Raw genomic sequence first — 21,249 nt, 5'->3', positions numbered from 1 at the left:
CTGCGCAACCCTAGCCGCTTTCATCCACCGATCGCAGCAACGCGCGCAAACCGTCGGCATCGCGCAGATCGGCCGGGCGGACGGTGCGGTCGTCACGCACGTAGTGGAACGCCGCGCGCACCTTCTCCAACGGAGCCCCGGCCAGCCCCGCCCAGGCGAGACGGTAGGCCGCGAGCTGCACCGACACCGCAGACATCGCCGACTCGTCGGGCATCCCGCCGGTCTTCCAGTCGACGACGGTCCACCCGCCGTCGGCGTCGGCGAACACCGCATCCATCCGGCCACGCACCGTGACACCGTCGACGACCGTGGAGAACGGCACCTCGACGTCGTGCGGCGTGCGGCGCGCCCACTCGCTGCGTTCGAACGCCTCGCACAGGGCGTCCAGTTCCTCGTCCGGCGCCTCCCCCGGATCCGCCGCGCCGGGCAGGTCGTCCAGGTCGAACAGCCGATCACCCGCGAATCGGCGTTCCAGCCACCCGTGGAACGCGGTGCCGCGGCGGGCGTAGGCGTTCGGCGGGAACGGCAGCGGCCGCCGCAGCCGCCGGGCCAGTGCGTCCGGCCGCCCCGCGAGCTCGACGAGCTGGCTCACCGACAGTTGTCCCGGCAGCGCGATGTCCTCGCTGCGCCCCGAGGCACGTTCGCGTTCGGCCAGCAGGACGTCCGTATCGGCGGCCCAGCCCTCGGGGTCGGCGCCGGGGTCGGTGTCGGTCTCGGTGTCGGCGCCGGTCTCGATGTCCGTGCCGGTCTCGGCCGGGTCCGGGCCCGGCCGATCGGCGAGCGGCAGCGCGAGCTGATCCGGCTGCTCGGCAGCAGCGGACGAGACCGGCCGCGCGGACGGCTCGGGCTCGTCCGCCGCCGCCATCGCCGCGAGTACGGCGTCGGCACCCTCGCGGACGGCGTCCCTGCGCGCGCCGAGCGGGTCGGCGGGCCAGCTCACCGGCTCGGCGTTCTCCCCCGCGAGCGGGTTCTCGGCGCCCTCCTCCGGCTCCTCGGCCCACGTGGTGACCACTCCGATCGTCTCGTCGGCGGCGATCGTGTCCTTGACCTCGGTGAGGAACGTCGACGGCCCCTTCGGCGACCCACTGGTCTCGCCCCACCAGTGGCCGGAGACGAGCAGGTGCTGTTCGCTCCGGGTCAGGGCGACGTAGCAGAGTCGGCGTTCCTCCTCGGCGTGCCGGTCGACGAAGGCCGCCTCGTGTTCCTTGCAGGTGTCGAGGACCTCCTTACGGTTCTCGTCGCCGCGCAGGGCCAGTCCGGGCAGGTCCTGGCAGTCGCCGCGCAGCGGCGCGGGCAGTTCGGTGACGGTCCGCAGCCACGACGACGACCGCCGGTCACCGGGAAACACGCCCTTCACCAGGTGCGGCACGGCCACGACTCGCCATTCGAGGCCCTTCGACGAGTGCACGGTGAGCACCTGCACGCGGTCGGCGGCGACCTCGACCTCGCCGGGCGGCAGACCGTCCTCGGCGTGTTCGGCGGTGGCGAGATAGTCCACGAACGACAGCAGCGTGCCGGTGGGCGAGTTCTCGGCGTACTCGGTGACGACGTCGGCGAACGCCTCGAGGTGCACCCGGCCCGCGCCACCGGGGCGGGCCATGGCCTCGACGTCGAGCAGCATGGTGCGCTCGACGTCGGCGACGAGTTCGGGCAACGGCTGGTCCAGCCGCCTGCGCAGCGCCCCGAGTTCCTTGCTGAGCCGCGTGATGCGCCCGTAGCCCGTCTCCGAATACCGTCCCGGGTCTCCGGGGTCGTCGAGTGCGTCGACCAGGCCGGCCTCCTCGGCGCGTTCGGTGACGATGTCGTCGCCGTCGGCGGACAGTTCGTTCGCCCTGCGCCACAGCGCGCCCAGGTCGGCGGCGGCGATCCGCCAGCGCGCCCCGGTGAGCAGCCGCGCCGCGGCGGTGCCCGACAGCGGTTCGGCCAGCACCCGCAGCGTCGCGACGAGGTCGGCCACCTCGGGTTCGTCGAGCAGCCCGCCGAGGCCGACGACCTCGACGGGCAGGCCGCGGGCGCGCAGCCGTTCGGCGATCGGCGCCATGTCGGCGCGGCGGCGCACCAGCACCGCGGCGGTGGGCGGGGCTCCCGTCGCGTCCCGTTCGGCGTACCAGGTGCCGGCGAGTTCGTCGGCGAGCCATTCGCGCTCGGCACGTACGTCCGGCAGCAGTCCGCACCGGACGTCGGCGGCGGGCGCGCCGTCACGGGCACGGAGCTGCTGCACGCCGAGACCGCCCGCTCGCAGCGGTTCGGCGACGGCGTTGGCGAGCGTCAGCACCTCGGGCGGGTTCCGGAAGCTGGTGAGCATGCCGTGCTCACTCGCGGGCAGGCTGCGCCCGGTCTCACGGTTCTCGCGCGGGAAGTCGGTGGTGAACCGCGGCAGGTTGGCCGCGCTCGCACCGCGCCAGCCGTAGATCGCCTGCGCCGGGTCGCCCACGGCCGTCACGGGCAGCGCCTCGGCGTCGGCCCCGCCGAACAGCGATCGCAGCAGCACCCGCTGGGCGTGTCCGGTGTCCTGGTACTCGTCGAGCAGCACGGCGCCGTAGCGCTCGCGCTCGGTGGCGACGACCTCGGGATGCCCCTCGGCGAGCCGGGCGGCCAGCGACATCTGGTCGGCGAAGTCGAGCGCCCCCTCGGCGCGTTTGCGCTGGTTGTAGGCCTCCACGAGCGGCAGCAACGAGAGCCGGAACCGTTGAGAGGTCAGGATCTTCTGCAGGTCGACGGGCATCGCCGCGCGCTGGCCCTTCGCCCGCGGTGCGTTCTCGATCAGCTCGCACAGCCACGTCGTGTGCTCGCGCAGCTGCTCCTGCTCGACGAGGTGTTCCGCGAGTTCGCCCGTCAGCCCGAGCAGCTGCGCCGTGACACTGGCAGGCACGAGATCGGTGTCCAGGTCGTGGTCCCACGTCGACACCACGCGGTGCGCCAGCCGCCACGAGGCGGTCGCCGACAACAGGCGGGCACCGGGCTGGACCGGCAGCCGCAGACCGTGTTCGCCGAGCAGCCGTCCGGCGTAGGCGTGGTACGTGAGCACCGTGGGTTCGCCTGCCAGCACCGATGCCCGCCGCGTACCGCCGGGGTCGACGCGGTCGAGCAGGCCCGACCCCGCCAGCACGCGCAGCCGCGCGCGCACCCGGTCGGCGAGCTGCCGCGCCGCCTTGCGGGTGAACGTCAGGCCCAGCACGCGCTCGGGCGTGACGAGACCGTTCGCGACCAGCCACACCACGCGCGCGGCCATCGTCTCCGTCTTGCCCGCGCCCGCACCGGCGACGACCAGCGACGGCTCCGGCGGCGCGGCGATCACCGCCGCCTGTTCGCCGGTCGGCGTCGGCAGGCCGAGCGCGTCGGCGACCTCGGCGGGACTCACCTGGTATGTCACGGCCCTGTCACCTGCCTGCCCTCGGGACGCGCCGGGCACGACGAACGCGCCGGGCAGCGATCGCAGTCCTGGTTCTCGCGCGCCTCGTACACCGGGCCCGCGGTGGCGGCCGCCGCCTCGCGCACCAGGCGAAGCCAGTGCACCTCGCCGTGCTCGTCCAACGGCGGTTGCTCCCGTTCACTGGAACCGGTCTTGTTGTGGGATTTGGCGACGTAGACGAGCTTCGCACCGCCGGGCTTGGTCGTGGGCTGCGTGGTCGTGGGCTGCGTGGTCGTGGGCTGCGTGGCTGTGGAGTGCGTGGTCTTCAGGTGGTGCTCGAACGCACCGAGCAGCACCGCCAGTTGATAGGCCGCGAGCTGCGGGTGCTGCTCGGCGTCCTTGCCGCTCACCGCGCTCTTGCCGGTCTTGAGGTCGACCACGACGGGCCTGCCCTGACCGTCCACTTCGAGCCGGTCGACCCGGCCGGTCAACGTGACCCGCAGCTCGGCATCGGCGTCCCCCGATTCTGCTGTGCCGGCCGTGTCTGCCGGATCCCTGTCGGCCGCGTCCGTGCCTGCCGGGTCGAGGGTCGCCGGCAGCTCCACCGCCATCTCCTGTTCCACGGCGAGCTGGGTGAGATCCTGCCTGCTCTGCTGCAGCCAGTTCAGGAAGTTCTGCACCATCTGTTCGACCCGCACCCGCTCGCGGCGGGAGAACCACGGCGCACCGGCGTCCACTTTGGTCCACGCCTTGTCGAGTTCGGCCGCGATCTCGGCGTTGTCGGCTCCGGACGCGGCCGCCTGCGCGAGTGCGTGCACGAGGGTTCCGGTGACGGCGGCGAGCTGCGACGGGTCGGCGCCGCCGTGGCGTTCGATCAGCCACCGCAGGGGGCACTTCGCGAGCACTTCGACCGTGGACGGCGACACGCGCACGGGCTCGCCGGGCGTGCGGAGTGGTTGGGCGGTGCTGGGTTCGTGCAGGCCGTACCACTGGCTCGGATGCGCACCGGGCACGCCTGCACGCGCGAGGCGGGCGAGCTGCGTCGCGGCGCGGTCCCGGCGTTCGGCCGGTTCCTCGGCGTCGCACACCACCGAGCGCAGCTCGCCGACCAGTTCCGGCAGCACCAGCGCCCGTTCCCGCTGGTAGATCCGCACATCCGGGCCCGCGTCGGCGGCGTCGTCCTCGTGGGCGAGCAGTTCCTCGACGAACCGTGAAGGCTGTTCGTCCTCGCCCTGCACCGCGGTGACCAGTAGCTCCGAGCGTGCCCGGCTCGCAGCCACGTAGAACAGCCGTCGTTCCTCGGCCAGCAGCGGCGCGATCACCGACACGCCGTCGCTGTCCACTCCGGACAGCAGGTCGACGAGCCGCTCCACACCCAGGAGCGTGCCGCGGGGACGCAGGTCCGGCCAGCCGCCTTCCTGGGCGCCCGCCACGGCGACGACCGTCCATTCGCGACCCGCCGCGGCGTGCGCCGTCAGCAGGGACACCCCGCTGCCGCGAGCGGCGACGGGTGCGAGGCTGTCGCCCGCGATGTGCTGCGAGGTCAGGTATTCGGCGAAACCGCCGACGCTCGCCTTCGGCAGCCTGTCGACATAGCGACCGGCGGCGTCGAAGAGGGCGACGACGGCGTCGAGGTCGCGGTCGGCCTGCGCGGCGAGGGACCCGCCGCGTTCGATCTGCCGCAGCAGCCGCTGCTCCAGCCCGCTGGCCTGCCACACGCGCCAGAGCACGTTCTCCACGTCCATGCCGCTCTGCGCCGCGTCCCGCGCCGTGGTCAGCAACCCGCCGACCCGGCGGACCGGCGCGGCCTCGGCGTCGGCGAGGCCGGCGAGGATGTCACCGCCGCGCAGTACCTCGACGAGCAGTTCGTCGCTCGAACGTTCGCCGCCTCCGGTGAGCTCGAGTCGCCGCAGTCCGCGCCGCAATCGCCGCAGTGCCAGCGGATCCGCACCGCCGAGCGGGGAGGCGAGCAGCATTTCGGCGACGTCGGCGTCGAGTGCGTCGGGGTCGGTGGTCAGGCGCAGGATCTCCAGCAGCGGGCGCACACCGGACTGGCGGGCCAGCGGCACCTCCTCGGCGGCCGACGCGATCGGCACCCCCGCGGCGGCCAGCGCGCGCTGCAGCACCGGCATCGACCGTGTCGGCGAGCGCACCAGCACCGCCATGTCCTCCCACGGCACCTCGTCGAGCAGGTGTGCGCGGCGGAGCCGGTCGGCGAGCCACGACGCCTCCGCGGCGGGGGTCGGGAACAACCGCGCGCGCACCACCCCGGGGACCTCGGCGGGGTCCGTCGCCGGGTCCGGGCGCCGGGTGTGGCGGGCGGACCCGGTGCCGGCGAACCCGCGGGCGATCCGGGTCACGGCGTCGTGCACGGCGGGTGCGGGCCGGTGGGTGCGGGTCAGCGTCACGGTCTCCGCCGCGTCGACGTCGGACAGCAGCGTCGGGTCCGCGCCGCGGAACGAGAACACGGACTGGTCGGGGTCGCCCGCGAGCACGAAGTCGTCGGCCGTGCCGCCGAGCAGGCGCAGCAGCCGCAGCTGCAGCGGGTCGAGGTGCTGGGCGTCGTCGACGAGCACGTGCCGCAGCCGGTGTTGTTCGCGCCGCAGCAGCTCGGGGTCGCCTTCGAGTTCGACGAGCGCGCTCGCGACGAGTTCGGCGGCGTCCATGGCGGGCGCGCCGGGGCTGCCCATCGCGTGGCCTCCGGAACCGTGCAGCAGTGTGACCTCCTCGTACTGCCGCCAGAAGTTCCCCGCCGCGACCCATTCCTCCCGCCCTTCCTGGCCGCCGATCTTGACCAGGTCCTCGGGGCCGAGGCCGCGTTCGGCGGCGCGCAGGACGAGGTCGCGCAGTTCCTCCGCGAACCCGGCGACGCCGAGCGCCGGGCGGAGCCGCTCCGGCCAGTCGTACGCGCCCCGGTCGAGGTCGCCCGCGAGGAGTTCGCGCACCACGACGTCCTGTTCCGGCCCGGACAGCAGCCGCGGCTCGGGCTGACCGGTGAGGTTCGCCTGCAGCCGGAGGACGGCGAACGCCTGCGAGTGCACGGTGCGCACCATCGGTTCGCGCACCGTGCGATGGGTTCCCGTGGCGCCCGGTGCCTCCGCGCCTTCCGCGTCTTCCGTGGCGTCGGCTGAGTCGGCTGCCGTGACGCGGCGGGTGATGTCCCGGCGCACGGCGTTCGCGGCGCGCCGGGACGCGGTGACGACGAGGATGCTCTCGGGGTCGGCACCGTGGCGGATGCGTTCGGCGGCCAGCTCGGCGGTCAGCGCTGTCTTGCCGGTGCCGGGACCGCCGACGACCCGGACGAACCCCGCGGGTGCCTCGAGCAGCCGAGCGGGCTCGGACTCCCAGACATGACCGGGTGCGGCCGGTACGGACGGCCGCACCAACCGGGCATTCGGACCACTCCTGCTCACGGCTTCCGATGGAACCACGCCACCCCGACAGTCCCGCGAGGACGTCGGCGTGGCGGCACGTCGGAGTGACGGGGTGTTCCGTGTCCCAAAGGGCACCTTCGGGGCGCTCAACGCCCCGAATCCTCCCTTCGCTGTGGGCACTCCGGCCGCACACGCCCCTCGGCGAGCCGCGTCAACGAGGGGAGATTTGTGGCTCCCGCACGTCTCCCACCACCCCGACGGACGCGCTCCGCGCGGCAGCGCCGGAACAACGCCCCGAAGGTGCCCTTCGGGGTACATCCGGGGTACACCTACGCTCGCCGGTATGGACGAGCAGTTGCACGAGCGGATCCGCGACGCCGTCACGACGATCCCGCCCGGCACCGTCGCCACCTACGGCGACGTCGCCGCCCTCGCCGGCGCTCCGACACCCCGGCTGGTCGGGCGGGTCCTGTCGGAGGACGGCGCCGACATCCCCTGGCATCGCGTGCTGCGCGCCAACGGCACCCCGGCGCCGCACATAGTGCACCGGCAACTCGAACTGCTCCGCGGCGAAGGCGTCCTCGCCGACGGGCAGCGCATCGACCTGCGCACCTACCGGTGGCGGCCCGACTGAGCGCGAGTTGCCACACCACGCGCGGCCGAGGGGTTGCGCATTCGGTTAGGCTTGCCTAATGACCGTCACGGCGCAGTCCCACGCGGCCCCCTCCACGGCATCGGCACCAGAACCGGCGGACGCCCCGGCGCCGGACGCCCCGAGCGCGGCGCCCACGCAGGCCTCTCCCGCCGAGGCCGCCGCCGGCGAGACCTCCGCTGCTGTCACGGTCGCCGAAGCCCCGCAGACCTCCGCGACGCAGGACGACCCGCACCCCGCGCAACCGGCACGACCGCAACTCACTTTCCGGCGCCTGACGGTATCGGCGACGCGGCGGCTCACCCCGCACCTGCTGCGCGTGACGCTGACCGGTGACGACCTGGACGGTTTCGGCACGGCCGCACCCGACCAGTACGTCAAGGTCTTCTTTCCCCACGGCGACCGCACCCGCCCGGACCTGCCGCCGCCGATCGAGGGCGACACCGCGTCCTGGTACCGCACCTACCTGGCCATGCCCGACGACGTCCGCCCGCCGATGCGCACCTACACCGTCCGCGCGTTCCGGCCGGAGCAGTGCGAACTGGACCTCGACTTCGTGCTCCACCCCGACGGCGGCCCGGCCTCGACCTGGGCCTCGAGTGCACGCCCGGGCGACGAGGTCGCACTGATGGGCCCGCACGGCATCTACGCCGTCCCCGAGGACGCGACCTGGCAGCTGCTCGTCGGCGACGAGTCGGCGATCCCCGCGATCGCCGCGATCCTGGAACAGCTGCCCCGCGACGCCTGCGCCCGCGTGTTCATCGAGGTCGGCGATCCCGCCGACCGGTTCGATCTCCCGAGTCCGGCCGCCGACGTCGACGTCCGCTGGATCGTCCGCAGCCCCGGCTCCTACGGCGACGCGGTGCTCGACGCGGTCCGCGCGGCCGACCTTCCCCCCGCAGCTCCGTACGCGTGGCTGGCCGGTGAGGCCGAGCTCGTCAAGTTCGCGCGGCGCCACCTCGTCCGCGACCGCGGCGTCGACAAGCGCGCCGTCACGTTCACCGGGTACTGGCGCAAGGGCCGCTCGGAGGAGGAGATCGGCAGGGAGAGCCTCGCCGAGTCGGCTTCGACTTCGGCTTCGGCTTCGGCTTCGGCTTCGGCGAGCTAGCACGCCACGGCGTTACGATGACGCGACTCCGGCCCTCCGACCGATCGAGGTTCACCGTCGCATGGCTCGTTCCGCTCGCCGCATCACCCTGGTCACCGGAAGCGTAATCATGGCCGCGACCGTCGTGGCGGGGTGTGGCTCCGGCGCGGCGAGCGGTTCGGACAAGCGACTCGGTGATCGCGGACCGTGTGACCTGGTCACTCCGGCCGAGCTGGAGGACCTCGTCGGTGCCCGGTACGGGAGCGGCGAGGCCGAGGGGCCGCAGTGCTCCTTCTCGCCCGTGGAGACCCTCGGCTCACCGCACGTGACGATCGGGGCGGGGATCAGCCTGACCGCGGACACGGCGAACGTCGAGCTGAGCGACACCGAGGTGCGCGGCATCGCCGCCACCGCGATGAGGACCAAGCCACGGGGCACCTCGTGCATGGTCGAGGTCGCGCTCGTTCCCTCGGACGAGGCGCAGACGTTCAACGCCGACGTCGGCGGGGTGACCGACGGTGCCCCGTGCCGGCTGGCCGAGCGCGTAGCCGGTCACATCCTCGACACGCTGCCCGGTTGATCGACCCTGCCCGGCTGATCGGCGCCGTCGGGGACTATCCGAGTTCCGCCGCGAGCAGCTTCACCAGCGCGCCGAGCCGCTGCCGCTCGGGCTGCACGACCCGCACGCCCGCGTCGACCAGCGGCGCCGCCGTCACCGGCCCGACGCACGCACACAGCACGTCGGTACCGAGGCGGGCCAGCAGCTCGTCGTAGCGGCCGTCGTCGCGCGCGAGCTGCAACAGGTTCGCCGTCGCGGGCGCGCTGGTGAACGCCAGCGCCTGCAGCCGGCCGTCGAGCACGCCGTCGACGAGCCTGCGCGCCGGTCCCAGGTCGGCGGGCCACTGCCACCGGTACGGCTGCACCTCGACGACCGACGCCCCCGCTTCCCGCAGCGGATCGGTGAACTCCGGCAGCGCCTGCCCGTGCAGCTGCACCGCCACGCGACGACCGGCCAAGCCCTGCCCCGCGGAGTCCTGCCCGGCGGAACCCTGCCCCGCGGAGTCCTGCCCGGCGGAACCCTGCCCGGCGCCCTCCTGCCTGGCGGAGCCCTGCTCGAGCAGGTGCGCGAACAGCTCCCGGTTGCTCTCCTCCGGTGACGACCATTCCTCGGCGAGCCCGTGCCCGCGCACCGCGCCCGTCGCCTTCGGCCCGCGCACGAACAGCCGCGCCCGCGACAGCACGCCCGTCAGCTCGTCGGCGAGACCCCAGCCGCCTGCGGCCGACAGCCACCCGCGGAACCCGGCGCCGGTCGTGACGGCCACCAGGTCGACCCCGCCCGCGATGACCTCGTCGGTCGCCGCGCGCAGCCGGTCGTCGTCGGCCAGTGGCACGATGCTCAGCGTCGGGCCGTGCCACACCGACGCGCCCCGCCGTTCCAGTGCCTCGATGAACTCACCGGAACGCCGCTCCGCCGTGATGCCGATGGCGACGTCGTCGAGCTCTGCCATGCATCCCCGCTCTCACCCGCTACCCACGAACGGCCACGATAACCCGCCTCCGCGGTAGCACCCGAGCTGCAATCGTGACCGGCGTCGGCGTAGCGGCGCAGTACCAGGTCGGCCACCGCGGGATGCGCACCGAGCGGGGCCGACACGGCGTCGGCACCCGCGGCCTCCAGCCGCCGCTGGAACAGGCCCGGCGCCAGCAGCCACGACGCGACGACCACCCGGCCTCCGGGGCGGCGAGTCTCGGCCACCACCTCGGCGATGCCGGGCTCGGCCGTGGCCGCATATCCGATCCGCACCGGTGTACCCAGCCGCGCGCCGAGCGCCCGCGCCGCCGTGGCCACCTCGCCGAGCGCCCACGGGTCACTCGATCCGGCGGCAGCCAGCACCACGGCGTCTCCCGTCCGGTAGCCGGCCTGCCGCACACGATCGACGAGTACGTCGATCAGCTCGGGCGCCGGGCCGAACGCCGGGGACACCGGGGTCCGCGGCAGCGCACTCGCCGCGATCTGCTCCGGGATGTCGGTCCGCACGTGGTAACCGGCGGCCAGGAACGCAGGCACCACGACAGGGCCGGCCGGTCCGGAATCCGGCTCGAGTCCGTCGAGGACGGTCGTGACGTCGGGATCGCGGACGTCCGCATACGCGACCGTCACCGCCGCTCCCCGTGCCCGCACGCGGCCGGCCAGCTCCGCGATCACCTCGGGCCCGGCGGGGTCGCGCGTACCGTGCGCGGTCAGCACGATCATGCGTCGTTCCCCACGGCCACGGCCAGCCGGTATCCGCGCTTGACCACCGTCTGCACCAGTGCCCCCTCCCCGAGCGAGGTGCGGAGCCTGCCGATCGCGGTCTCCACGGCGTGTTCCTCGCCGCCGCCGGGCAGCGCCGACGTCAGTTCGCGCCGCGACACCACGTGCCCCGGCCGCTGCGCCAGTGCACGCAGCACCGCCATCGGCGCGGGTGCCACCTCGCGCAGTTGCCCGTCCACAATGGCCGCCTGGCCGCGCAGTTCGATCTCCCTGCCCGCCGCGGCCAGCCGTGGCGACCGCGCCACGAGCGTGGCAGCCACCTCTCGTGCCAGCGCGCCGATCCGCGCCCGCTGCGGCTGCACCGTCGGAATCCCCACCGCCGCGAGCGGACCGGCCGTGATCGGGCCGACGCACGCGACCAGTGTCCGCCGGATCAGCGCATCCACCAGGCCGGCGTGGCGCCCGGTGCGGGACGCCATCGCGAGCATGCTCGCCGCCGCCGGCGCACTGGTGAACGGCATCGCATCGATCGAGCCGTCGAGCACCGAGTCGATCAACCGGTCCAGCGGGCCCGGATCGGCCGGTCCCGCCCAGCGGTAGACCGGGATCTCCACCACCTCGGCACCGGCCGCCCGCAGCGAGTCCACGAAGTACGGCAGCGGTTCGCCGTGCAGTTGCACCGCGATGCGCAGTCCCTCCACGCCGGAATCGAGCAGATACTGCAGCAGTTCGGCGTTGCTCTCCGAATCGGGTGCGTACACCTCGGACAGTCCCGCCGCGCGCACCGCGCCCTTCGCCTTGGGCCCCCGGGTGAGCACGTTCGTGCGCCCGAGCCGTCCGATCAGCTCATCGCCGATTCCCCAGCCTTCGGCCGCCTCGACCCAGCCGCGGAACCCGATGCCGGTGGTCGCGACGACGGCGTCGACCGGTTCGTCGAGCAGCAGCCGGGTGGCCGCGTGCAGTTCGGAGTCGTCGGCCAGCGGGACGATCCGGATCGCAGGGCCGTAGCGCACGGTGGCGCCCTTGCGCACCAGTAGCGCGCCGAGCTCGTCGGCCCGGCGCGCCGCGGTGATGCCGATCGCGTACCCCGCGAGCGGCGGGACGTCCGTCATCGCACTCCCACGTGGACGAGGTCGCCGGTGACCCGCACCGGATACGCCTCGATCCGGACGCCGTCGTCGTCGAGACACCGGCCGGTGCGCAGGTCGAAGTTCTGCTTGTAGATCGGCGAGGCCACGGCGGGGACGCCACCGACGTCACCGACGATGCCGCGCGAGAGCACGGCCGCACCGGAGAACGGGTCCACATTGGATAGACCGTGGAGTTCGCCGTCGCCGGTGCGGAAGACCGCGACCTGAACGTCGCCGTCCAGCAGTGCGGCCACGCCACCGGCGCGGGGCACCTGCTCCACCCGGCACACCGGTGTCCACGTCTCGGACCCACCGACCTGCTCGTCCGGCAGTACGGTCATCGGTTCGCCACCTCCGGTACGCCCAGCATCACGGGCACGGGCTGCTCACGTTCGGTCTCGAAGGCGATCGTCGGATCCGGCGTACCGGGCGCGTTCACGAACGACGTGAACCGCGCCAGCTTGTCCGGATCCTCCAGCACGCCCTTCCATTCGTCCTCGTAGTTCGCGACGTGCTCGGCCATCGCCGCCTCCAGCTCGTCGCAGATGCCGAGGCTGTCGTCGACGACCACGGACCGCAGGTGGTCGAGGCCGCCCTCCAGCTCGTCCAGCCACGCCGCGGTGCGCTGCAGCCGGTCGGCGGTGCGGACGTAGAACATGACGAACCGGTCGATGATCCGGACCAGCTCCTCGGTGCCGGCACCGGACACGAGCAGATCGGCGTGCCGCGGGACCGCCCCGCCGTTCCCGCCCACGTACAGGTTCCAGCCGTGTTCGGTCGCGATGACGCCGAAGTCCTTGCTGCGGGCCTCCGCGCATTCGCGCTGGCACCCGGAGACGCCGGCCTTGAGCTTGTGCGGGGACCGCAGTCCGCGGTAACGCAGTTCGAGCTCCACGGCGAGGCCCACACTGTCCTGCTGGCCGTAGCGGCACCACGTCGTGCCGACACACGACTTCACGGTCCGCAGCGCCTTCCCGTAGGCGTGACCCGATTCGAACCCGGCATCCACGAGCCTGCGCCAGATCTGCGGCAACTGCTCGACGGTCGCACCGAACAGGTCGACGCGCTGACCGCCCGTGATCTTGGTGTAGAGGCCGAATTCCTTGGCCACCTCACCGAGCACGATCAGCCGCTCCGGTGTGATCTCCCCGGCCGGCACGCGCGGGACGACCGAGTACGTGCCGTTGCGCTGCATGTTCGCGAGGAACCGGTCGTTGGTGTCCTGCAGCGTGGCCTGCTCGCCGCCGAGGACGTGGCCGTTGCCGAGGGTCGCCAGGATCGAGGCCACGGCGGGTTTGCAGACGGCGCAGCCCGCGCCCGTGCCGTGGTTGGCGATCAGCTCGCTGAACGTCGTGATCCGCGTGGCGCGGACGATCTCGAACAGCTCGGCGCGCGACTGCGTGAAGTGCTCGCACAGCGCCGTCGACTGCTCGACGCCGCACGCCGACAGCAGTTTGCCCAGCATCGGCACGCACGAGCCGCACGACGTGCCCGCGCGGGTGCAGTTCTTGATCGCCCCGACGCTGTCGCAGCCCTCGTCGTGGATCGCCTGGTTGATCGCGCCCTTCGTGACCGCGTTGCACGAGCAGATCTGCGCGTCGTCGGGCAGCGCCTCGACCCCGACGGCGTCATCGCCGCCGCTGGCGGGACCGATCAGTGCTGCCGGCTCGCCGGGCAGCTCGCTGCCGACCAGCGGACGCAGCAGGTTGTACTCGCCCGCATCACCGACGAGCACCCCGCCGAGCAGTGTCGTCGCGTCGTCGGAGACCACGAGCTTCTTGTACGAACCGTTCACCGCGTCGTTGAACACGACCTCGAGCGAACCGTCGGTCGCGGCGTGTGCGTCGCCGAAACTGGCGACGTCGACACCCATGAGCTTGAGTTTGGTCGAGGTGTCCGCGCCGGGGAACGACGCATCCCTGCCCAGCAGGGTCGCGGCGGCCACCTCCGCCATGGAGTAGCCCGGCGCGACGAGGCCGTACACGCGCCCCGCCACCGAGGCGCACTCGCCGACGGCGAAGATGTCCGGGTCGCTGGTGCGGCACGTCTCATCGGTGAGCACCCCGCCGCGTTCGCCGAGCTCGAGGCCCGCCTCCCGGCCGAGGTCGTCGCGCGGGCGCACACCCGCCGAGAACACGAGCAGGTCGACGTCCAGTTCGGTGCCGTTGCCGAGCCGGGCCTGCAGCCGGTCGCCGTCCTGCGCGATCGCCGACGTCGACGTTCCCGTGTGGACGGTCACGTCGAGGTCGGTGATCAGCCGGTGCAACAGCGCACCGCCACCGTCGTCGACCTGCAGCGGCATCAGCCGCGGCGCCATCTCGACCACGTGCGGCGAGAGTCCCATGTCGCGCAGCGCCTTGGCCGCCTCGAGTCCGAGCAGCCCGCCGCCGACCACCGCCGCCGCGGGCCGGCCCCGCCGCAGGCGGGCACGATCCACCGCCGTGCGGATGTCGTCGAGGTCCTCGATCGTCCGGTACACGAACACCCCGGGCAGGTCCTTGCCCTCGACCGGCGGCACGAACGGCCGCGACCCCGTCGCCAGCGCGAGCGCGTCGTAGGACTGCACCCGCCCGCTCCGGGTCGTGACCTGCTTGGCCTCCCGGTCGATCGCGACGACCGGATCGCCCAGCACCAGGTCCACCCGGTCGTCGTCGGCGTACTCGGCACCCGGAAGCCCCAGCTCGCCCGGATCCCACGTGTCCACATAGGACGTGAGCGCGACCCGGTCGTAGGCGGGCCGGGACTCCTCACCGAACACGACGACCCGCCACGTCCCGTCGACGTCGTCGGTCCGCAACGCCTCCACCAGGCGGTGGGCCACCATGCCGTGCCCGGCGACCACCAACGTTCGACTCATGACTCGCACCTCCACCGATGACTGCGTTCCATGCTGGCCAGTGGTCGTATCCTGACCACTTCCGTCGTGTTTCGAGGGCGTTACCAACAGTTCCCTTTCCATGTCAGGGACCGTGACGGCGGCGAGTCCGGCGGCCCCGCCCGCCGGAGGACTCCGCACCGGGCCACGGGTGTTCTCACACGCGCGCGTACGCCAGGCTCGGCACGCGGTCGACGGCGAAACTCGTGCGCAGGTAGAACCACCACGTCGTCGCCATGCACACGCCGTAGAAGGCCAGGATCGCGACGAGTGCGGGTGTCAGGGTTCCGCCGCCTTCCAGCGAGAACTTGAAGACGAGGTTCACCAGCACACCGCCGAAGGCACCCAGCGCACCCGCGACGCCGACGACCGCGCCCGCCTGCCGTTTGGCCGCCTTGGCGACCGCGTCCGGGTCCGCGTCCGCGCCTGCGCCCTTCTTCGCCTCCTCGGCGAAGATCACCGGAATCATGCGGTAGGTCGAACCGTTGCCGATCCCGGTCAGCACGAACAGCAGGATGAACGAGCCGAAGAACAGCGCGAAGCTCTGCTGCGCGACGCTGATCAGCACGCCGACCGTGCCGAGCGCCAGCCCCGCGAAGTTCCACTGCGTGATGCGGGCGCCGCCGAGCCGGTCGGCGAGCCAGCCGCCGAACGGCCGGGTGACCGACCCGATGAGCGCGCCGAGGAACGCCAGTCCGACGAAGGCGGTGTGCTCGGAGAACGTGAGCTGGATCAACGAGGGGAAGGCGAACGAGAAGCCGATGAACGAACCGAACGTTCCGATGTAGAGCACCGACATCACCCACGTGTGCTTGGTGCGCATCGCCGCGCGGTAGGAGCTGCCGTCCGGTTTGGCCGACGTGATGGAGTCCATCATCGTCCACGAGCACACCGCCGCGACGACGATCAGCGGCAGCCACATCAGGGCCGCGTAGGCGAGGGTGATGCCGGTGCCGATGCTGATCACCAGCGGCACCAGCAGCTGTGTGACCGCCACGCCGAGGTTGCCGCCCGCCGCGTTGAGGCCCAGCGCGAGGCCCTTCTTGCCCTCGGGGAAGAAGAACGAGATGTTGCTCATCGACGACGAGAAGTTGCCGCCGCCGCAACCCATCGCGGCCGCGGTGAGCAGGAAGAACCAGAACGGGGCCTGGGTGGTCACCGCGACGACCAGCATGAGGCACGGGATCAGCAGCAGGGACGCGCTGACGGTGGTCCACGCTCGCCCGCCGAACTTCGGGATCGCGAACGTGTAGGGCACGCGCAGCAGCGCCCCGACCAGGTTCGGCACGATGATCAGCCAGAAGGTCTGGCCGACACCGAAGTGCACGCCCGCCTCGCCGAGGTTGACCACGACGATGCTCATGAGGATCCATACGTTGAAGCCGAGGTGTTCGGCCAGGACCGAGAAGCCGAGGTTGCGCCAGGCGACCTTCTTGCCGGTGGCGTTCCAGAACGCGGGGTCCTCGGGCTCCCAGTTGTCGATCCACCGTCCTCGCCCTCGCGCGAGCGCGGGCTCGTCGGCCGGTTTCTCGGGTGCGAGCGTCATGGAAGTCTCCTTCGTCCGGCGTCGCGGGACGGCCTGTCGGAAACGTCGCCGGTGGCGACGTGGCGTGTGGTCACGCTAGGAAGCGGCTGTTTCAACCGGCCGTGTCCGCGATTCCGTCCGTGCTACCGCTTCCTCACCGCGGGCGACGGCGGCTGTGAGGACGCGGGCGACGGTGCAGCCGAGAGCGAGCGCCGACAGACTTCCGCAGCGCATTGCCGGGCCGGTGCTGCGCAGGTCGAGACTGTCCGGCTATGGAACCGGCCGACCAGGCGCTGGGCCCGGTCTCGAGGTGCGCCATTGGTCGGCTTCTCGACGTGAGAGACTCTGATTCACCCCATTGTGTTCTGGTTGTTTCGATCAGAAGTTCGATATATTGGGTGTTGTGGATGACATGGGGGACAACGGTGTTGGTGACAAGGTCGAGGAGCTACGGGAGACCCGTGTCCAGCGGGCACAGCTCGACGCTCGGGAGTTGGCAGTGCTGGCCGATATCGCGGCGGCGGTGGGTGATGATCGGGGGTTGGCCGAAGAGTTGACGCCGGTGTTGCGGGTCTCGACCCGCGAGGTCGAACGGCGCATCGATGACGGGAGATCGTTGACGGGGCGGATGCCGCAGTTGCTCGCCGCGATGCGCGCCGGTGAGGTCGAGTCGTACGGAGCGCGGCGGGTGTTGACGGTGGTCGACCCCGGCGGGCAGGTTGAGCGGGCTCGCCGGGTCCGAGCGGAACGCCGCGTGGAACTCACGCCCGGCGAACATGTGATGTCGTCGTTGGAGGTGCATCTGCCGGCGGAGGTGGCCGGCGCGTGCTACTCCCGCGTCGATGGGATGGCCCGGTCGCTACGTCGTAGTGGCGACGGGCGCACCCTCGACCAACTGCGGGCGGACGTGACCGCGGACCTGCTGCTGGGCCGTGATCCCGGGGTCGCGCCGGCGGAAGCGGCGGCCATGGTCTCGCTGCACGTGCCCGCCGGTGGCCAACAGTGGCCCACGCTGCCGGCGACACCACCGACTCAAAGACCAACCCGGCTGGAACACCCGCTACGACCCCACCCACGGGGTAACCCGGGTGACGGGACCACACGGGGCGACCTACACCGCACACCGCCAACCCGTCCTCACCCCGAAACGAACTACCCCGGCACGGCCTGCCCCGGTCGGTCGCCAAGCCATCGGAGTCGAACCGACGCGAGACACCACCGGCCGGGAACGGCAGAACCACGACAGCCCACCGTTCTAGTCGAGGCTGGTGAGCCACTCGGTGATACCGCACACCGCCTCACGGCAGCTGCCGCACCCGGTACTGGCGCGGGTCCGCTGCGCGATCGCGTCCACTGTGGACGCACCGCCGCGGTAGGCCTCGATGATCTTCGCCTTGCTGACGGAGTTGCAGCGGCAGACGATCGCCGAGCCGGGCAGATCGGCCGGACTGGCCGCCGCGGGCGCGGCCGACGGCAGCGCCCTGCCGAGCAGCAGCGCGAGCCGGTCCTCCGGCACCCGGGTCCCGCGGTCGTACAACTGCGTGATCGTCGCGGCGGCATCGGGAACGCCGACGGCGATGGCGCCCGCCACCTTCTCGTCGCGCACCACCAGCTTGGCGTACCGGCCGCGTGCCGGATCGTCGACGCACACGACCTCCGTCTCGTCGTCGGCGGTGTCCGATTCGACCGCGGTGTCGCCGAGCGCCGCGACGTCCACGCCCTTCGCCTTGAGCCGCGTGACGACGGACGTCCCCCGGTAGCGCGAGGCGGTGTCGGCGCCGGTGAGCAGGTCGGCCAGGACGCTCGCCTGCTCCCATGCGGGCTGGACCAGCCCGGACGGGGTGCCGGGATACTGCGAGCAGTCGCCGATCGCGTGGATGCGCCCATCGCTGGTGCGCAGGGACTCGTCGACGACCACGCCCCTGTCGACGGCCAGGCCCGCTTCGGCGGCCAGGCCCGTCTCGGCACGCACCCCGGTCGAGACGACCAGCAGGTCGGCCTCGACGTGGCTGCCGTCGTCGAGCTTCAGGCCGTCGCCGGGCAGGTACTTCGCCGCACCCCGGCCCAGCCGGAAATCGATGCCGAGCTCGTCGAACGTGCGGGTGAGCACCCGGCCGGAGCCGGGGTCGAGCTGCCGTTCCATCGGGTGCTGCGCCGGATGCACCACCGTCACGCGGTTGCCCCGTCCGGCGAGGCCGCGCGCGGCTTCGAGGCCCAGCAGCCCGCCGCCGAGTACCGCGACCGGCGCGCCGACCTTCGCGGCGTCGAGAATCCGGTCGCAGTCGTCGAGGTTGCGGAACGCCAGGGCACCGTCGGCGAGCTCACCGTCGTCGTCGACCAGTCCGTCGACAGGCGGAACCCACGGCCTGCTGCCCGTCGCCAGCACCAGCGCGTCGTAGGCCACCGTGGTGCCGTCGGACAGTTCGACCGTCCGATTCGGACGGTCGATGCGCCGCGCAGCCACGTCCAGTCGCAGGTCGACGTGGTGGCGCTCCGCCCAGTCCTCGTCGTGCAACCGGACGCTGTCGGGCCGCATGGTGCCGGCGACGACGGCCGAGAGAAGCACGCGGTTGTAGGCAGCGTGCGGCTCGGCGCCGACGACCGTCAGCGCGACCCGCTCGCCGTCCGGATCACGGTTGCGGATCTCGTCGGCGAGCCGGGCTCCTGCCATGCCGTAGCCGAGGACGACCACTCTGCGGGCGTTCACGATTCACCGTCCTTGTCCTGCCGGTCGGAGGTTCGGGATCCCGGTGCGGAGACCGTCCCCGCCGGAACGTCCGCCGCCGGAACGATCCGGGCGGCGCACACCTTGAACTCGGGCATCCTGCTCGTCGGATCGAGCGCGGGGTTGGTGATGAGGTTGGCCCGCTGCCCGCCGGGAAAGTGGAACGGCACGAACACGACGTCCGGCCGCATCGAGGCAACACAGCGCACCGGGGCGGTCACGGCGCCGCGGCGGGACTCGACGGTCGCCCGATCGCCCGCGCCGAGACCGGCCCGCGCGGCCGTGTCCGGATGCACCTCGATGTGGGCCTCCGGCACGGCGCCGGCCAGCTCCGGCACGGCCCGCGTCTGCGCACCCGACTGGTAGTGCTGCAGCACGCGTCCGGTCGTGGCCTGCAGCGGGAACTCCGCGTCCGGCGGTTCGGCGGGACCGGTGTGGTCGACGGCCACGAACCGCGCGCGGCCGTCGTCGTGGGCGAAGGCGTCGAGGAACAGGCGGGGCGTGCCGGGGTGATCGGTGGCGGGCACCGGCCAGTGCAACGCCTCGCCGTCCCGCAGCCGCTCGTAGGTCACGCCGGAGTAGTCGGCCACGCCACCCGCCGACGCGGCACGCAACTCGGTGAAGATCGCTTCGGGGTCGGCGGGGAACCGGCCCGCAGGCTGGCCGAGCCGCTCGGCGAGCCCTGCGAGGACGTCGAGGTCGCTGCGCACCTCGTCCGGCGGGTCGATCGCCTTGCGGCGCAGCAGCACCCGGCCTTCGAGGTTGGTCATGGTGCCGTCCTCCTCGGCCCACTGGGTCACGGGCAGCACGACGTCGGCCATCGCGGCGGTCTCCGACAGCACGACGTCGGCGGTGACGAGGAAGTCGAGCGCTCCCAGCCGATCGGCCACCCGCTGCGAGCGCGGCGCCGAGACGGCGACGTTGCTGCCGAACACGAGCATCGCCTTCGGCCCGTCCGGTTCGCCGAGCGCGTCGAGCAGTTCGTAGGCCGACCGGCCGGGTGCGGGCAGCGAGTCCGGGTCGACGCCCCACACGCCCGCGACGTGCTCGCGCGCCGCGGGGTCGGCCAGTGCGCGGTAGCCGGGCAGTTGATCGGCCTTCTGCCCGTGTTCACGGCCGCCCTGGCCGTTGCCCTGGCCGGTCAGACAGCCGTAGCCGGAGCCTGCCCTGCCCGGCAGGCCGTGGGCGAGTGCGACGTTGATCCACGCGCTGACGGTGTCGACCCCGGTGGCGTGCTGTTCCGCACCGCGCGCGGTGAGCACGTACGCGCCCCGCGCGCCCGCGAGCCGATGCGCGAGCGCGCGCTGGTCGGCGGCGCTGACACCGGTGATGCGTTCGACGTGCTCGGGCCAGTACCGGGCGACGGTCCGCCACATCTCGTCGAACCCGGCGGTGCGGCCGGCCACGTACGTCCCGTCGAGCAGCCCTTCGGCGACGGTCGCGTGCAGCACGCCCAGCGCCAGCGCCAGATCGGTGCCGGGAGCGGGTGCGAGGTGCACGTTCGCCTGCTCGGCCGTCGGCGTGCGCCGCGGGTCGACGACGACCAGCCCGCCCCGGGCGGCCGCGCCCTGCAGATGCTGCAGGAACGGCGGCATCGTCTCCGCCGGATTCGACCCGACCAGCACGATCACGTCGGCATCGGCCAGGTCGGTCATCGGGAACGGCATGCCCCGGTCGGCGCCGAACGCCGCCTTGCCCGCCGCCGCGGCCGACGACATGCAGAACCGGCCGTTGTAGTCGATCTGCGCCGTCCCGAGCGCCACCCGCGCGAACTTGCCCAGCAGATAGGCCTTCTCGTTGGTCAGCCCACCGCCGCCGAAGACGGCCACGGCGTCGTGACCGTGTTCGGCCTGCAGCGCGGTGAGCCTGGCCGCGATCACGTCGAGTGCGTCGTCCCAGGTCGCGGGGTGCAGCTCACCGCCGGTGCGGACGAGCGGCGTCGTCAACCGCGCAGGCGAGTCCAACAGCGAGGCCGACGTCCAGCCTTTCTGGCACAGCCCGCCGCCGTTGGCGGGAAAGCTCCGCGGCGCCACGTCCACGGTGCCGCCCGCAGGCGTCAGCGCCATGCCGCACTGCAGTGCGCAGTACGGACAGTGCGTGTCGGTCGGGGCCTCGTCGCCCGCGTCCACGGTCGTGTCCGGTTCCGATTCCGTGTCCGGTTCCGGGCCGGACGCGGCTCGCCCGCCCGCATCCGACCCGGACGGGGTGTCGGCTGTCAGCGTCAACGGGCACCTCCTGTTGGTCGCCGGCGTCCCGTCGACGGTAGGAAGCGCGT

Annotated in this window: 13 protein-coding genes; 3 read left to right on the top strand and 10 right to left on the bottom strand. The window is 72.7% G+C overall.

Features of this window, described 5'->3' with window-relative positions:
- Positions 1–10 precede the first annotated feature (10 nt).
- Both LY41_RS21630 and LY41_RS21625 read right to left on the bottom strand, forming a co-directional pair.
- Entirely contained in the window at positions 11–3,373 is a 3,363-nt protein-coding gene (locus LY41_RS21630; protein ID WP_253866073.1) for an ATP-dependent helicase, read from the bottom strand.
- Entirely contained in the window at positions 3,370–6,765 is a 3,396-nt protein-coding gene (locus LY41_RS21625; protein ID WP_253866071.1) for an ATP-dependent helicase, read from the bottom strand. Before LY41_RS21625 ends, LY41_RS21630 begins: the two co-directional genes overlap by 4 nt.
- A gap of 304 nt (positions 6,766–7,069) precedes the next feature.
- Here LY41_RS21625 and LY41_RS21620 point away from each other — a divergent pair, with 304 nt between their 5' ends.
- The 3 genes from LY41_RS21620 to LY41_RS21610 all read left to right on the top strand — a co-directional run bounded on the left by LY41_RS21620 (position 7,070) and on the right by LY41_RS21610 (position 9,045).
- On the top strand, positions 7,070–7,360 hold the full coding sequence (locus LY41_RS21620) for an MGMT family protein (protein WP_253866069.1): 291 nt from the start codon (positions 7,070–7,072) through the stop codon (positions 7,358–7,360).
- A 58-nt stretch (positions 7,361–7,418) separates the two neighbouring features.
- Positions 7,419–8,486 (top strand): siderophore-interacting protein, encoded by a 1,068-nt coding sequence (locus LY41_RS21615; RefSeq protein ID WP_308292291.1) that lies wholly within the window; start codon positions 7,419–7,421, stop codon positions 8,484–8,486.
- Between the two features lie 61 nt (positions 8,487–8,547).
- On the top strand, positions 8,548–9,045 hold the full coding sequence (locus LY41_RS21610) for a DUF3558 family protein (RefSeq protein WP_253866067.1): 498 nt from the start codon (positions 8,548–8,550) through the stop codon (positions 9,043–9,045).
- A gap of 34 nt (positions 9,046–9,079) precedes the next feature.
- Here LY41_RS21610 and LY41_RS21605 read toward each other — a convergent pair whose 3' ends face one another.
- The 8 genes from LY41_RS21605 to LY41_RS21565 form a co-directional block, all read right to left on the bottom strand.
- Positions 9,080–9,973 carry a uroporphyrinogen-III synthase gene (locus tag LY41_RS21605; RefSeq protein WP_253866065.1) on the bottom strand — a complete coding sequence of 298 codons (894 nt, stop codon included), beginning with the start codon at positions 9,971–9,973 and terminating at the stop codon, positions 9,080–9,082.
- The gene (locus LY41_RS21600) at positions 9,862–10,719 is read right to left on the bottom strand and encodes a sirohydrochlorin chelatase (RefSeq protein WP_253866063.1); all 858 of its coding nucleotides are present in this window, start codon (positions 10,717–10,719) and stop codon (positions 9,862–9,864) included. The genes LY41_RS21605 and LY41_RS21600 overlap by 112 nt, the downstream gene beginning before the upstream one ends.
- The gene (locus LY41_RS21595) at positions 10,716–11,831 is read right to left on the bottom strand and encodes a uroporphyrinogen-III synthase (RefSeq protein ID WP_253866061.1); all 1,116 of its coding nucleotides are present in this window, start codon (positions 11,829–11,831) and stop codon (positions 10,716–10,718) included. Before LY41_RS21595 ends, LY41_RS21600 begins: the two co-directional genes overlap by 4 nt.
- Positions 11,828–12,190: a nitrite reductase small subunit NirD gene (gene nirD, locus LY41_RS21590; RefSeq protein WP_253866060.1), complete on the bottom strand. Its 363-nt coding sequence runs from the start codon at positions 12,188–12,190 to the stop codon at positions 11,828–11,830. The genes LY41_RS21595 and nirD overlap by 4 nt, the downstream gene beginning before the upstream one ends.
- Entirely contained in the window at positions 12,187–14,706 is a 2,520-nt protein-coding gene (nirB, locus tag LY41_RS21585) for a nitrite reductase large subunit NirB (RefSeq protein WP_253866059.1), read from the bottom strand. The genes nirD and nirB overlap by 4 nt, the downstream gene beginning before the upstream one ends.
- A 175-nt stretch (positions 14,707–14,881) precedes the next feature.
- Entirely contained in the window at positions 14,882–16,270 is a 1,389-nt protein-coding gene (locus tag LY41_RS21580; RefSeq protein WP_253866058.1) for an MFS transporter, read from the bottom strand.
- Positions 16,271–17,504: 1,234 nt separating this feature from the next.
- Entirely contained in the window at positions 17,505–18,956 is a 1,452-nt protein-coding gene (locus tag LY41_RS21570; protein ID WP_253866057.1) for an FAD-dependent oxidoreductase, read from the bottom strand.
- On the bottom strand, positions 18,953–21,103 hold the full coding sequence (locus LY41_RS21565) for a molybdopterin oxidoreductase family protein (RefSeq protein ID WP_308292292.1): 2,151 nt from the start codon (positions 21,101–21,103) through the stop codon (positions 18,953–18,955). The genes LY41_RS21570 and LY41_RS21565 overlap by 4 nt, the downstream gene beginning before the upstream one ends.
- Positions 21,104–21,249: the final 146 nt, after the last annotated feature.

The sequence above is a fragment of the Prauserella halophila genome, from assembly GCF_024171895.1.
Classification (GTDB): domain Bacteria; phylum Actinomycetota; class Actinomycetes; order Mycobacteriales; family Pseudonocardiaceae; genus Prauserella; species Prauserella halophila.
The sequence above is the reverse complement of the archived record's forward strand: the minus strand, read 5'-3'. Positions and strand labels throughout refer to the sequence as shown.

Coding starts and splice junctions, on each gene's coding strand:
- LY41_RS21600 (WP_253866063.1), bottom strand. CDS start 10,719: ATGATCGTGCTGACCGCGCACGGTACGCGCGACCCCGCCGGGCCCGAG.
- nirB (WP_253866059.1), bottom strand. CDS start 14,706: ATGAGTCGAACGTTGGTGGTCGCCGGGCACGGCATGGTGGCCCACCGC.
- nirD (WP_253866060.1), bottom strand. CDS start 12,190: ATGACCGTACTGCCGGACGAGCAGGTCGGTGGGTCCGAGACGTGGACA.
- LY41_RS21615 (WP_308292291.1), top strand. CDS start 7,419: ATGACCGTCACGGCGCAGTCCCACGCGGCCCCCTCCACGGCATCGGCA.
- LY41_RS21580 (WP_253866058.1), bottom strand. CDS start 16,270: ATGACGCTCGCACCCGAGAAACCGGCCGACGAGCCCGCGCTCGCGCGA.
- LY41_RS21610 (WP_253866067.1), top strand. CDS start 8,548: ATGGCTCGTTCCGCTCGCCGCATCACCCTGGTCACCGGAAGCGTAATC.
- LY41_RS21620 (WP_253866069.1), top strand. CDS start 7,070: ATGGACGAGCAGTTGCACGAGCGGATCCGCGACGCCGTCACGACGATC.
- LY41_RS21595 (WP_253866061.1), bottom strand. CDS start 11,831: ATGACGGACGTCCCGCCGCTCGCGGGGTACGCGATCGGCATCACCGCG.
- LY41_RS21605 (WP_253866065.1), bottom strand. CDS start 9,973: ATGGCAGAGCTCGACGACGTCGCCATCGGCATCACGGCGGAGCGGCGT.